General features: G+C 36.3%; 13 protein-coding genes. 2 read left to right on the forward strand and 11 right to left on the reverse strand.

All coding sequences use genetic code 11. The features are described 5' to 3' along the window. Positions 1-477 precede the first annotated feature (477 nt). The 8 genes from AC1Z3T_RS15300 to AC1Z3T_RS15335 form a co-directional block, all read right to left on the reverse strand. Positions 478-822 (reverse strand): YegP family protein, encoded by a 345-nt coding sequence (locus tag AC1Z3T_RS15300; protein ID WP_004830277.1) that lies wholly within the window; start codon positions 820-822, stop codon positions 478-480. 238 nt (positions 823-1,060) lie between these two features. Beyond that, positions 1,061-1,519, reverse strand: coding sequence for a hypothetical protein (locus tag AC1Z3T_RS15305; protein WP_004830278.1), 459 nt, complete (start codon positions 1,517-1,519; stop codon positions 1,061-1,063). Positions 1,520-1,615: 96 nt separating this feature from the next. Next, positions 1,616-2,260 carry a dethiobiotin synthase gene (gene bioD / locus AC1Z3T_RS15310; protein ID WP_004830280.1) on the reverse strand — a complete coding sequence of 215 codons (645 nt, stop codon included), beginning with the start codon at positions 2,258-2,260 and terminating at the stop codon, positions 1,616-1,618. Further along, complete coding sequence (gene bioC, locus AC1Z3T_RS15315; protein WP_100885962.1) at positions 2,257-3,045, reverse strand: malonyl-ACP O-methyltransferase BioC; 789 nt, start codon at positions 3,043-3,045, stop codon at positions 2,257-2,259. Before bioC ends, bioD begins: the two co-directional genes overlap by 4 nt. A 23-nt stretch (positions 3,046-3,068) precedes the next feature. After that, entirely contained in the window at positions 3,069-4,238 is a 1,170-nt protein-coding gene (locus AC1Z3T_RS15320; RefSeq protein ID WP_483396766.1) for an 8-amino-7-oxononanoate synthase, read from the reverse strand. Next, positions 4,235-5,554: an adenosylmethionine--8-amino-7-oxononanoate transaminase gene (gene bioA, locus AC1Z3T_RS15325; protein WP_058968475.1), complete on the reverse strand. Its 1,320-nt coding sequence runs from the start codon at positions 5,552-5,554 to the stop codon at positions 4,235-4,237. Before bioA ends, AC1Z3T_RS15320 begins: the two co-directional genes overlap by 4 nt. 110 nt (positions 5,555-5,664) lie before the next feature. Next, on the reverse strand, positions 5,665-6,384 hold the full coding sequence (locus AC1Z3T_RS15330) for an alpha/beta hydrolase family protein (protein WP_171495479.1): 720 nt from the start codon (positions 6,382-6,384) through the stop codon (positions 5,665-5,667). Positions 6,385-6,510: 126 nt separating this feature from the next. After that, the gene (locus tag AC1Z3T_RS15335) at positions 6,511-6,837 is read right to left on the reverse strand and encodes a DUF6176 family protein (RefSeq protein WP_046760156.1); all 327 of its coding nucleotides are present in this window, start codon (positions 6,835-6,837) and stop codon (positions 6,511-6,513) included. A 131-nt stretch (positions 6,838-6,968) separates the two neighbouring features. Here AC1Z3T_RS15335 and AC1Z3T_RS15340 point away from each other — a divergent pair, with 131 nt between their 5' ends. Further along, positions 6,969-7,538 carry a peroxiredoxin gene (locus tag AC1Z3T_RS15340; protein WP_042088028.1) on the forward strand — a complete coding sequence of 190 codons (570 nt, stop codon included), beginning with the start codon at positions 6,969-6,971 and terminating at the stop codon, positions 7,536-7,538. Positions 7,539-7,695: 157 nt separating this feature from the next. On the opposite strand, the gene ftn is transcribed toward AC1Z3T_RS15340, so the two are convergent. Beyond that, complete coding sequence (ftn, locus tag AC1Z3T_RS15345) at positions 7,696-8,160, reverse strand: heteropolymeric bacterioferritin subunit Ftn (RefSeq protein WP_335969955.1); 465 nt, start codon at positions 8,158-8,160, stop codon at positions 7,696-7,698. A 386-nt stretch (positions 8,161-8,546) separates the two neighbouring features. Between ftn and AC1Z3T_RS15350 the strand changes: the two genes are divergently transcribed. Further along, positions 8,547-9,611 carry an SDR family oxidoreductase gene (locus AC1Z3T_RS15350; protein WP_414435465.1) on the forward strand — a complete coding sequence of 355 codons (1,065 nt, stop codon included), beginning with the start codon at positions 8,547-8,549 and terminating at the stop codon, positions 9,609-9,611. A 102-nt stretch (positions 9,612-9,713) separates the two neighbouring features. Here AC1Z3T_RS15350 and AC1Z3T_RS15355 read toward each other — a convergent pair whose 3' ends face one another. Both AC1Z3T_RS15355 and AC1Z3T_RS15360 read right to left on the reverse strand, forming a co-directional pair. Then, positions 9,714-11,861 (reverse strand): TonB-dependent receptor, encoded by a 2,148-nt coding sequence (locus tag AC1Z3T_RS15355; protein ID WP_483396767.1) that lies wholly within the window; start codon positions 11,859-11,861, stop codon positions 9,714-9,716. Positions 11,862-12,246: 385 nt separating this feature from the next. Beyond that, a complete protein-coding gene (locus AC1Z3T_RS15360; protein ID WP_483396768.1) occupies positions 12,247-13,026 on the reverse strand; it encodes a hypothetical protein in 780 nt (259 codons plus the stop codon). Positions 13,027-13,076 lie beyond the last annotated feature (50 nt).

Below are 13,076 nucleotides of genomic sequence, written 5' to 3' on the forward strand. Positions count from 1 at the left end.
TATAATTCTTCATTACATTAGCAATATTTAAAAATACTCAATTTAATTCACATATTTTCCGAAAAGTATTTGATTAAATGGTCAAATACCCTAATCGCAAATTATTTATTAAAACTCAATAATACCAAACCGATACAGTGAACTTAATTTGATAATAAATTGACCATAACATATTTAAATTTTAAAAATGCTTAAAAATAGTCATATAAATTTATGATAAAAACTCAATTAAGATTTAAAAGTAAATGCAAAGCTAGTAAATATAACACTCTCGATATTTTTATATTCTATCTTTTTAGAATGTGTCTCCAGATTTATGTCAAAATTGTAATTTTAAACTTAACAATTTAATTAAAAATTATTTAAATAATTTCATTAAATTGATCAATTTTGATAAATAATGGTATTTTTAATCAACTTAATATTGCCATAAAAAAAGCATGTAAATCACATGCTTTTTTAGAAAATTTTAACAGTCTATTCTGCTTGTTCAGTTAAATCTTTAATTTTCTCAGAAGGACCATTTTTCTTTACAGATTCAATCCCATTATCGCGCGCTGCATCACCCGAATAAAATTGGCTCGTTCCAATGATTTGATGATTTGCGGCTTTTAAATTGAAGTAGGGTTTACCATTTTTGGCTTCAAGGCGATCATAACGAGCATCATCGGGGCTATTTTTTTGTACAGAAGCAATACCGTTCTGTGCTGAAGCCTTTGCTTTATACAATTCACTGGTAAGAATAATTTCTCCATTTCCTGCTTTCAATACAAAGCGATATTGACCATCTTTTGCTTGACTAATTTCATACCATCCTGACATGGCTCACCTCTTGATTGTTTTCAGTTTATTTTATTACACAGCGCTTATTGGATATAAATTACGCTACTGATATGAAATATAAATGACTTTTGATTTTTTAAAAAGACTAATTTGTTATGACTTTATGCTGAATGTAACGACGATAAGAAGCGATTAGGAAAATTTTTAAATATTCTTTATTATCAAACAGAAACATATCTTTAATTAATTTCCTCATTACAATTTAATGTTCAATCATTTATCGACTAAATGCATCTGTATGACCATAGCTTTTATATTTTATCTTGAGTAGTCGTTCAATTTCGGAATCATTGCCACGCAAAAACTTTTCCAAACAGTCACGAAATACCTCAAAAGGCACATCATCGTTATCAAAGCTTGGCATGCTTTCAGATTTAAATAAACCAAAAAGATGTGACTTTTGCTGTTTTTGATACAGTTCTGCATGCACATTAAAATTATATTGATCGTGACTGTAGGCAATCAAAAGACCACCAAACTTACGCCCACTCTGTATCTGCTCAACCTGAAAAAAGGGAAACTCGCCTTGATGTTGCTCTAACATCCCCCAAACAGCTTGTTTCGACCAATCAATTTGATCAAAGCTATTTAAAATTTGAGTGGACGCATTACTTTCAAAATCTAAAGAAGAGCGTTCAGACTCATTCAATAATTCGATTTGAATTTTAAAACTCATCAGCAGCATCCTCTCTGTTTAAGCGCTTTCAAGTTAAAACCTATCTCGAAAGCAAAGTATTTTTATACAGCATCAAGCACTTGATACCGTGCTTTATCATGAGATTACTGGAATATCGATCCAGATACTGTTCGGAAAATGTTTCCCTAAATAGGCTTTTAAATATTCTGCGGTATCTTTTGAAATTAGTTCATCCTGAGATTCATCATTTAAGTTATAGGCAAGCGCATACAACTCTAAATCACGACTCTTCAATGCTTCTAAACTTAAAATCGTATGATTAATACTCCCTAAACGACCAGAACTCACTAAAATCACTGGTAGTTTTTTCTGAGCGATATAATCAATCGTCAGCAACTCTGTAGTGAGTGGCACCATCAAACCACCGGCACCTTCCAATAAAACAGCTTCATAGTTTTGTGCAAGTTGATCTGTGGCAGATTCAATTTTTTGGAAGTCGATTTCACGTTCATCTATTTGTGTTGCCAAATGTGGTGATGCAGGATAAGTAAAAATTTCTGGCATGGTCAGTTTGGTTTCATCTTCTGGAAACCAGCCCATGCCCATAATTTCTCGATGTTGTTGAATATCTTCTGATATATCTGTATTACCAGTCTGAATCAACTTTTGAGTAATAGTTTTACGCCCTTGCGCATTCCACAATTTTGCTAAATATCCTGTCGTGTAGGTCTTGCCAATCCCCGTATCTATTCCACTAATAAAGTAAACTGATCCAGTCATGACATTCTCCGCGCGATACAATAAATAGGGTGATAAGTCAGGCGATACTGATGTACTCCTGCCTCATCAACATAAGAAAACTGTTGATAATTTTGATAAAAATCCATAAGGCTTTGCTTTGTCCAACGGAATGAAGAAGCCGTTGCGGTTACACCTGTGGCTTTTAAATGTTGTAAAACTTGTTTGGGATGGGTAAAAGTCAACTGTTCAATCTGCTCAGATAAATGCAAAATTTCAAAACCATTTTTCTGCAATTTAGCCTGTAAGTCCTCGATAGATAAATAGCTCAATCCCTGCCCTGTTAAGCTTTTAATTTCTCGCAAATTGTGCTGACCAAAACTCGAAAAACACAGTTCGGCTTGTGCGGTTAAATGATGAAACGCCTGTTTAAAAATCGCATCTAAATCATTTATCCACTGTAGGGCAGAGCTTGAAGCAACCAAGTTCAAGTTTTGTGGAAACTCAAGTTGTTCAATATCTCCAATTAACCAGTTTACCTGAGGGTTACTTATTACATTAAAGTTAAAATGCTGCTGAACATCTTCATAAAGATCATTCAAAATCAAATCTTTGATATTGAATTTTTGTATTAAAAGCTGAGTTAGATTTCCTGAGCCACAACCAATTTCAAATACTTTGTCATACTGACCAACACCATATTGGGTGATTAAATCAGACAAATGCTGAGCAATTTTTCTTTGCACGATTGCTTGTTCTGGATAGCTCTGCCCTGCCTGCGCAAAACGCAACGCAATCTGTGACGTATCAAGTTTTAGAGATTTCACATTCAGCTCACAATACGTTCTGCTTACAATAGGGGAATCAGCTGATCTAAATCAGCTCGAGATATTTGAGCAGTTAAAGAAATACGTAACCTAGAACCGTGTTGTGGAACAGTCGGTGGACGTACAGGCATAATGTAAAACCCTGCTTCTTGTAAAGTTTTTGCCTTCATCACTGTTTGGCTTGAGTCGCCAATAATCACGGGAACAATATGAGAAGTAGATGGACAATCAAAGCCCTTCGCTTGTACAGCCTGTTGTAAGTACCCACTGGTATTGTATAAATCTTGGCGCAATTGATTTAAACCTAAAACTTTCTGAAAGATAAAATTTGTCCATGCCATACAAACTGGGGGTTGAGCCGTACTAAAAATCAAAGGACGCATCGAATTAATCAGAAACGCTCGAATGACTGGGTGACAAATTAAATAGCCACCAACTGATGCAATTGCCTTACCGAAAGTTCCAACTAAAAAATCAATCTCTTCGATCACTTGATATTGCTCAGCAGAACCCAAACCGTGCTCACCTCGAACACCGATTGCATGTGCTTCATCTACATATAACATGACTTTGCAAAACTGCTTTTTAATCTCAACCAATTTTGTTAAATCTGTTTCATCACCATCCATACTAAAAATGGATTCAGTCACCACAATAATCCGCTCAAAAGCCTCATCATCATGATATTTAAGCAACAATTGAGCCAAATGTTCGAGATCATTATGTCGATAGCGCACATATTTTGCGGATGACAAACGGATGCCATCAATCATGCTGGCATGAATTAATTTATCAGCAAGAATCAGTGTCTTATTATCAGCAAGAGCAGGCAGAATACCAATATTCATATGATAGCCACTGTTAAACAGCAACGCAGCACGACCGTTAAAAGCTTGAGTTAAACTTTCTTCTAGCAATTCATATTCTGGAAAATTCCCCGTCAACAAGCGTGAAGATGAAGAGCTCATTCGGCGCTGAGCATTTGGCGTTTCATCAAAGAATTGCGTTCTTAGTTCAAGGTCAGAAGCCAAACCTAAATAGTCATTTGAAGCGAAATTTAGCATTCGCTGATCATGGATATATATCTCACGACCTTGCTGTGTATTTGAACTAAATTGTCGAAAGTTTCCTTGTTGCTTTAGCTCATCCAATTGTTTGGCATAGTGGTCCAGCAATCTATTGGTTGCACTCATATGTTTTGCTCCATACCGCTGACAACTTCAACCAACTGTGTAAGTAAAATATCCAGCTCACTGTCCTTAATCACATAAGGCGGCATCACATAAACCAATTTACCAAACGGACGAACCCAAATACCACGACGTACAAATTCTTGTTGTAAGGTTTTCATATCTACATTAACGGTGAGTTCAACCACACCGATTGCTCCCAATACACGGACATCAGCAACATGCTTGAATGATTGTAATGGTGTCAAATGGCGATTAAGCTGAGTTTCGATACGCTGAATATTGTTTTGCCAATCTTGATTGATGAGTAATTCAGTGCTTTTTACCGCCACAGCACAAGCTAAAGGATTTGCCATAAAAGTAGGACCATGCATAAATACCCCCGCCTCTCCCTGACTAATCGTTTCAGCCACCTGCTTTGAGGTAATCGTCGCTGAAAGGGTCATATATCCACCCGTCAAACCTTTACCTATACACATGATGTCAGGTTCGACTTGCGCATGCTCCCATGCAAATAATTTTCCTGTGCGTCCAAAGCCAGTTGCAATTTCATCAAAAATTAATAAAACATCATATTGCTCACAGAGCAATTTGGCTTGACGTAAATATTCAGGATGATAAAAACGCATCCCTCCCGCACCTTGTACAATCGGCTCAAGAATCAAACCTGCAATACTGGCATGATGTACTGCCAAAGTTTCTTCAAGTGCCGCTATATCTTGTTGATCCCATTCTTCATAAAAACCAACTTTGGGTGCAGGGACAAAAAAACGGTTGGGTAAACTTGATCCAAAAATTTGATGCATACCTGTTACGGGATCACAGACAGACATCGCGTTCCATGTATCACCATGATAACCAGAGCGGGGGGTGACAAAATTGGTTTTTAGCGCGTTGCCTTGAGCAGACCAATATTGCACTGCCATTTTTAATGCGACTTCAACTGCAACAGAACCGGAATCTGCAAAGAAAATTTTGTCGAGACTTGGCGGAGTGATTTCAAGCAACAACTTTCCCAATTGTATCGCAGGATCATGGGTAAATCCGCCAAACATAATATGTGACATATTTTGGAGTTGATCGGTGACTGCTTGATTTAATTCAGGATGGTTATAACCATGAATCGCACACCACCATGAGGACATACCATCGATGAGTTGACGACCATCTTCAAGTTCAATTGTTGCACCAAACGCCTTTTTGACTTTAAAACTTGGTAAGGGCTGTGTCATGGACGTATAAGGATGCCAAAGATGTTCACGATCAAAACCTAGATCATCTGCGACCAATTCGTTCGCTCGGTTGTTTAAATCGGTCATCCATTTACTCCAGTATCCATAGGTAAAGCAGTTACAGCAAAAACAGTGTACCGATGTTAAACCTACAGGGAATAAAAATAAATTGCGAGATTTACCACTCGTCCAATGATTTATTCTATTTTTTGTAAATATTGGCAGATTTTGTCAGAAACCAATTCAAAATTAAAAACTGGAAGCCCATGTGAACCTGTAAATAGTTCAACATCCAAAAACTTTGCATTGAATTTCTGGAAATTTTCAAAGACTTTGTGACTAACTAAGAAATCTTGCTCTGCAAACAAGTGATATTGCTTTCCAGTATAATTTTTTAAGATCTCAACATGATTTAATTGCTCTAAGCACAACAAACCCTGTTTTAATAGTTCTAAATTTTGTGGCTGAATCAAACTTTGCAATTTAGCAAAATCTGCTTTGCTGGTTTCGCTGCCTTGGCACACCATAAAACCAAATTTTTTCAGTGTGGCAATTGCATCATCTACAAAGGATTGTTTGAAGTTTTGAAATGTAGTTTGAGGCATAGCCGTTTGCCATTCAGCATTTGCGACAAAACATGGATTTGAAGCCAGTGTGATCAATATCTTCTTTTGCTGATATTGTTTTTCGATTTGGTCGACCAACAAGGTTGCCAACTGCCCACCTAAAGACCAGCCACAAATCACATCAAAGGATTGAGCCTTTTCAACATAGTGTTGTAAGACTTGTTGATCCAAGGCATTAAAAATATTAATCAGCTCAACGGCATGACCTTGCTGTTCTAAGCGTTGTTGTAATGCCATGAGCAGCTTTGTTCCACCGCCCCAACCAGTAATCAGCAAAATACGTCGATTCAATTCAAATCACTGTTAAAAATCATCAGAAGCGTTGATTAGAGCATGCTTAAAATAATAGAACAACAGATCTGATTACAACGCCAGAATTAGTATCTAAAAATCAAAATATTAATGTCAATTTTTTAGTTATTGTTGCTTAACATCTAAATCAACCAATAAGCTTGCAGGAATCACTTTTGCCCATGTACTTTTAAATTGTTGATGGAGTTGATCTATTGCAAATTGACTATTTCTCGATGTTTCATGCGCTTTAGAAATATCATCGGCACGAGTATAAGCAATCAAATAGTCAAGACCATCCAGTTCCACATGAAACCATGATTCTACATGCACACCTTCAGCAACAAGTGTCTGTATTGCCTCAGCTTGTCTACGATGTAATATTTCCTGCCATGCCCTCACATCATCTTTCTTATCCATTTTCAATTGGATGAGTACTGCACCGACGTCCATATTTTTCTCTTGATGATATACAACTTTAAAAATCATAAAGGCGTTTCAAATAAAAGCCAACATTTCTCCACGCGCTGTACAGCTAAACTTTGTTAGTATGGATTTAGGCTCAACGCAGCAAAGGATATACAATGAAATCACTTAAAATATTAGGTATAGGGTTACTTTCTATTTCTACCCTGTTGATGTTGAATCGGGTCAGTCATGCTGAAAATTCAATTTTTTCTTCTTATGAATCAGAACGACAATGGGTTGGAAAACCTGCGCCCAGTTTTAAACTACAAGATCAAAATTCAAAATGGCATGAACTGAGTCAATATAAAGGTAAATGGGTCGTTCTGTACTTCTATCCAAAGGATGATTCACCTGGTTGTACTCAAGAAGCCAATCAATTCAAATCACTCTATCCACAATTCATTAAGAATAATGCTGTAGTGCTTGGTGTAAGTTTGGATGATGTAAAATCTCATCAGAAATTTTCAGAAAAATTGGGACTCAATTTCCCGATTCTTGCGGATACCAATCACCAATTGGCGAGTCAGTTTGGGATTGTGCGTAATCTCGGAATTACCAAAATCGCAAAAAGAGAAACTTTCTTAATTGATCCTCAAGGCTCAATTGTGTATCACTACAGCAGTGTAAATACTCAAACGCACGCAAATCAAGTGCTTGCTGATATCCAAAAATTTTCAAAAAAATAATTGTATAAAGCCTTAGCTATGATGGCGTGCTATTTAATTAGCACTTAAACATCGAACAAATGATTGAGCTTGTTTGGTGCTGAAATAGCTCGACACCACTAAAAAAAAGCCTTTAGATGATAAAATCTAAAGGCTTTTTGATCTCATACAGCAAATCTTACATTTGCGACTGAATATAGTTTTGTAAACCAATCAATTCGATCAAACGCAATTGTTTTTCTAACCAATACGTGTGGTCTTCTTCTGTGTCATTCATTTGCTGACGAAGCATATCACGGGTAACGTAGTCACCTTTTTCTTCACACAGTCTTACGCCCTGTGCAAGTTTTTCACGCACATGATATTCCAACGCCAAATCTGCTTTTAAGCAAGTCACCACATCTTCACCAGTGACGATATCATCTCGATTCATATTCGGTGTACCTTCAAGGAAAAGTACACGGCGAATTAAAGCATCAGCATGTGAAGCTTCTTCTTGCATTTCATGATCGATACGCTCATAAATTTTGCTTAAGCCCCAATCCTCGTACATACGAGAATGAATGAGGTATTGATCACGAGCAGCCAGTTCGCCACCGATCAACATATTTAGATAGTCTACGACTTCTGGATTGCCACGCATTTCAATTACTCCACATTCTTTTGCAATAGTATGGGCAAATTTTATAAAATTTGCAAAAGGCAAAATGTGTAAGTTTATGATTTTTATAAAATTAAAATGAGAAACATACGCATTTGCAATTCAAATAAGTAATTTTCTATATATAAAATAACCTCTTGCAATCATTCACCATACTTTTGATGGCGATTTATTGCTAAAAATGACAATGATTTATTTTGTAACCATTAAAAATGCTTCTTATTTGCCATCATGATTTTGTTTTCTATTAAATTTTAATCGCTAAACTCAAGCGATCACTTTTTTAATTTTTTTAATGCTAATATTTCAAGACAACATTCGCCTTAATATTTATGATATTGAATATTAAAAATTAGAAGGAAAAAATAATGGTTCAGGGAAATATTTCAGCCCCGATTTTGGTCACAGGTGCAACAGGCTATATTGCGAGTTGGGTGATTCAAAAGCTATTGGAGCAAGGTTATACCGTTCATGCAACTGTACGGGATTTAAATAAAAAACAAAGCTTTGCCCATCTTGAAAAAATAGCACAGCAAAGTACAGGAACACTTAAGCTTTTCAAAGCCAATCTGCTTGAAAAAGATTCTTTCGATGAGGCGATGCAAGGTTGTGAAGTTGTATTACATATGGCATCACCATTTGTAGTGACCAACTATAAAGATGCCATTAAAGATATTATTGAGCCTGCAATTTTAGGAACAGAAAATGTCCTCAATAGTGTCAATAAAACAGATTCTGTAAAACGTGTCATTGTGACGTCAAGTATTGCTTCAACCTATGGTGATGCAATCGATATATTAAAAACTGAACACAATCAGTTTGATGAGTCCCATTGGAACACAACCAGTTCAACGACCCATCAACCTTATCCTTACTCTAAAGTCATGGCTGAACGAAAAGCTTGGGAAATGGCAAAAGCACAAAATCGCTGGGAGCTTATTTGTGTAAATCCAGCTTTAGTGCTTGGACCATCACTAACGGCAAATACTCAGTCAGGCAGTGTTGAAGTCCTCGAACAATTTGCCAACGGAATGACGCTATTTGGTGTTCCACCGATGTGGAATGGTATTGTTGATGTTCGAGATGTAGCTGATGCACATATTTTAGCCGCGTTTAACCCACACGCTTCTGGTCGCTACATTATAAGTGGTGGTTCACTCAGCCTCTTGGAAATGGGAAAAATTTTACGTCAAAATTTTGGACAAAAATTTCCTTTCCCCCGCAATCAAGTTCCGAAAAAAGCTTTTAAATTTATTGGACCTGTATTTGGTTATTCACGTGACTTTATTGAAAAGAATATGGGCTATCCGATCTTCTTTAATGCAGATAAAAGTATCAAAGAATTGGGCATCCACTATCGTGATATTGAGACCAGTTTAGTGGAGCATTTTCAACAATTGCTTGATGATGGTGTGGTGAAAAAATATATTTAGCGTCTGCCAACATTTCAGCCATACACGTTTTCTTTAAAACAACAAGCCTTTTTCATATATGAAAAAGGCTTGTTGTTTTATCACGCTCAAAATCAGCTAGGCTTAGAAATCAAAGGTTACACCAACTTTATATGTTCGAGCACCACCCACCAAAGCGTAATTTGAATTAAAAACCCCTTCCCAATATTTTTTATTGGTCACGTTATCAACATTGGCAAGAAATGTGGTATTTACTCCACCAAGTTTAGTTTTATAACGTGCACCTAAATCAACAATTGTATAATCAGGAAGTTCTAGGCTGTTCTCTTCATTCAAATATTGTTCACTCACATAACTCACACGCGTGTTTATATTGAGACCGTCAATTTGAGGAATCGCATAATCAAGTCCCAAAGAGGCAGTAAAATCAGGAACACCATAAACGTTATTTCCCTGAATCGCTGTTTTACCAGATTTCACGTATTCCGCATCGATATAAGCCAAGCTCCCCATTAAAGATAATGCATCTGTTACATTTCCAGAGAAAGACCATTCGATACCACGTGAACGAGTCTCAGCATCATCTTTAACCTTATTTGTTATAGTGTCCTGATATACCTCGGGCTTTTCAATTTGATACAACGCCACAGTGTTTAACCATGAACCCCATTGATATTTGGCGCCCAATTCATATTGTTTAGTTTGGTATGGTGCAAGCGTATCTCCCTGATTGGTTGCAGTCGGATAGGTAATCTCAGAGACCGTCACGCCTTCTGCTAAACCCTCGACATAGCTTGCATAAAAAGACAGATCCTCGCCAAAGGGTTTAATCACAATGCCCAAACTTGGAGAAAGTTTATCTGAATTATAAGATGTTTTTTTAACCAAGTTCTTTGTATCAATATCTTGATAGCGAGCACCTAAAATGAGTTGCAACTTATCATCTAGCATTGAAATCTGGTCAGTTAAGGTGTAACTCACATACTCATTATCACCATAAGGCACAATTTCAGGATAAGTTGTTGGCATCTTTCCGGTATTGGATGGATGGTATAAATTCGTTGTAAAACTCGAACTGGTTGCTGCTTTATGTTGGGTATACTGACGCGTTAAATAATCCGCACGTAAACCTAATGTATGTTGAATAGAACCTGTATCAAACTTCCCCTCAAAGCCAAAGTTTGCTGCGGTGTTATGTTCTTTTGAACCCACGCGATAATATTGAGATGTGGCATTTCCATTGACATTATTCACAATCATACGCGTACCAAAAAGATGCCCATCGTATGATTTTTCAACATAACCAATACCCGCAAATACTTTTAAATCAGGGGTAAATTTATATTCACCAGATAACCCCACAAATTGGCTGTTGGTATTGCCTTTTAAGTCTGAGAAATAGTTTAAATCACCTTTTGGTGCGGCAAGAACCTGATTAACACTTCCCTTTCCACCCATCGCAACCATCGCAGGTGAGCCCCCCTTACGATTTCCTTTTACCGCATATGCATCTAAGTTAATTTTGACTTTATCTGTAGTGTAATCGGCAGCAATTGAGCCCAGTGCTTGACGATCATTCATACCATCAATGATATGCTCACCATCTGCATAAGCACCATTTACACGTAGTCCAAATTCTTTCTCTTGACCAAAACGACGTGATACATCAAATCCCGATTGGTAATATCCTCCGTCTTCATATGCAGCTGAAACACGTGTTAATTCTTTATCGGCTCGTTTTGAATGACCAATAATAATGCCCCCCACACTTCCTGTAGGAGCAACACCCGCGACCAATGCATTTGGTCCTTTAAGCACTGAAACGGATTCTAAAAACTCTGTTGGCATACGCCCATAAGGGGCTACACCATAAAAGCCGTTATAATTTAAATCCTCATGATTGACATCAAAGCCACGGATTTTAAAGTTTTCATTGAGATGCCCTTGATTGGTCGTCGTTCTTACACTGGCATCATTTTTTAAGACTTCACCCGCAGTATTTGCTTGTTGGTTTTCAATCAACTGCTCAGAATAACTATTAATACTAAATGGGGTATCAATAATTTGCTTGTTGCCCAATGGTCCTAACTGGGTATTTTTTTTCAAAGCGCCATTGGCAAAAGTTGCCTCCTCTTGCTGTTTTTCAGCAGCAACTTTGATTGTCGGTAAGGTTGAAACCTCCGTATCAGCCAAAGCTGTTTGTAGAGTACCCCCGCCAAAAAGAGCAACAGCAATAGAATTAACTACAAGAGTTTGGGAAAAAATTTTCATATTCAAAAATTTATTTTTCAATTGATAATGATTACTATATACACTATCACTATTGTTAAATATTGTAATTTTTCATCTAAAACTTTTTTTAATGGAAAATTCTAATAAATAGGAATGATTATCATATAAAAAATATGAGACTTCTTCGCCATCCAAAATAGTATTCAATACTTTTAAGTATCCATGAAATATGAATAATCGCTTTCTATGGCTAAGCATCGCCTAGCTTAATTGATGTAAATTTTTCATGTAAAACTTGGCGTTGTAAATAAAAGTCTTACAGATTTATTTTTATCTCATGATCAAGGTTTCATGCTTGATCAAGCTAAAATACATTTAAACATCTTCCCAAAAATTACTTTTTCAAGCTTTATGAAGAAACCGATTATTGCACGATTAAGTAATGCCCAATATCTTCATATCCCACATTCAGCCTATTCACTTTAAATTCAGTTGGCATGAGCAACACATCTGGCTCATCAACAAATTGACCGATCGTATATTCTAAGATCACACTTTTTTGCTGATTTAACATCAGCTTCATTTGGCAATATGAAATTCGTTTGTCCTGATCATGTTCCTGATTTAACGTCTTAATTTCTGTAAATTTAAAATGAAAATTTTGTTGGATCTGTTGTTTTAATAATTCGTCCTCATGAATGTCATACTGAAAAAGCGCATTGATCGTTTGATCTTTCTGAGCAGCATAAACCATCAAAAGTTGCTTTTGTTGTTTATCTAATTGCATTGCGATATAGGGTTCTAATAACTTTTCATAATTGGCAATATAGTGGTAAACATCATCCAATTCTGTTTCTTTTGCCTGTTGTTGTTGAGCAATTTTGACAAACTGAGTATTCAAATCATGGAAGATGTTTTGATTTTTTTGTATCAGTTTTTGTTTGAGTTGAGCTTGTGTATATTGTTTTGACCAAATCAAGTCATTCACCGATTGTTGATCCTGTTTAAAGGATCTAAGCATGAATTCGTTAAAATGTTTAATTCGCAAATACCAATAGTGGTATAAATCATTTTCAATAGATTGATTTAAATGCTCATTCAACTGTTTTAAACCACTCGTATGCTCACAATCATTCACGGCAAAAACTGAGGTTGTTGGCAATAACAGTAGAAAGCAAGCAACATATCGTTTTATTATTTTCATGACCTAAAGATGATTGTAAAGACACACAGAATGTATCTTTACAATAGCTT

This window comes from Acinetobacter sp. B-6, from assembly GCF_056930735.1.

Coding starts and splice junctions, on each gene's coding strand:
- AC1Z3T_RS15340 (WP_042088028.1), top strand. CDS start 6,969: ATGAAATCACTTAAAATATTAGGTATAGGGTTACTTTCTATTTCTACC.
- bioA (WP_058968475.1), bottom strand. CDS start 5,554: ATGACCGATTTAAACAACCGAGCGAACGAATTGGTCGCAGATGATCTA.
- AC1Z3T_RS15355 (WP_483396767.1), bottom strand. CDS start 11,861: ATGAAAATTTTTTCCCAAACTCTTGTAGTTAATTCTATTGCTGTTGCT.
- AC1Z3T_RS15350 (WP_414435465.1), top strand. CDS start 8,547: ATGGTTCAGGGAAATATTTCAGCCCCGATTTTGGTCACAGGTGCAACA.
- AC1Z3T_RS15335 (WP_046760156.1), bottom strand. CDS start 6,837: ATGGACGTCGGTGCAGTACTCATCCAATTGAAAATGGATAAGAAAGAT.
- AC1Z3T_RS15360 (WP_483396768.1), bottom strand. CDS start 13,026: ATGAAAATAATAAAACGATATGTTGCTTGCTTTCTACTGTTATTGCCA.
- ftn (WP_335969955.1), bottom strand. CDS start 8,160: ATGCGTGGCAATCCAGAAGTCGTAGACTATCTAAATATGTTGATCGGT.
- AC1Z3T_RS15320 (WP_483396766.1), bottom strand. CDS start 4,238: ATGAGTGCAACCAATAGATTGCTGGACCACTATGCCAAACAATTGGAT.
- AC1Z3T_RS15300 (WP_004830277.1), bottom strand. CDS start 822: ATGTCAGGATGGTATGAAATTAGTCAAGCAAAAGATGGTCAATATCGC.
- AC1Z3T_RS15305 (WP_004830278.1), bottom strand. CDS start 1,519: ATGAGTTTTAAAATTCAAATCGAATTATTGAATGAGTCTGAACGCTCT.
- bioD (WP_004830280.1), bottom strand. CDS start 2,260: ATGACTGGATCAGTTTACTTTATTAGTGGAATAGATACGGGGATTGGC.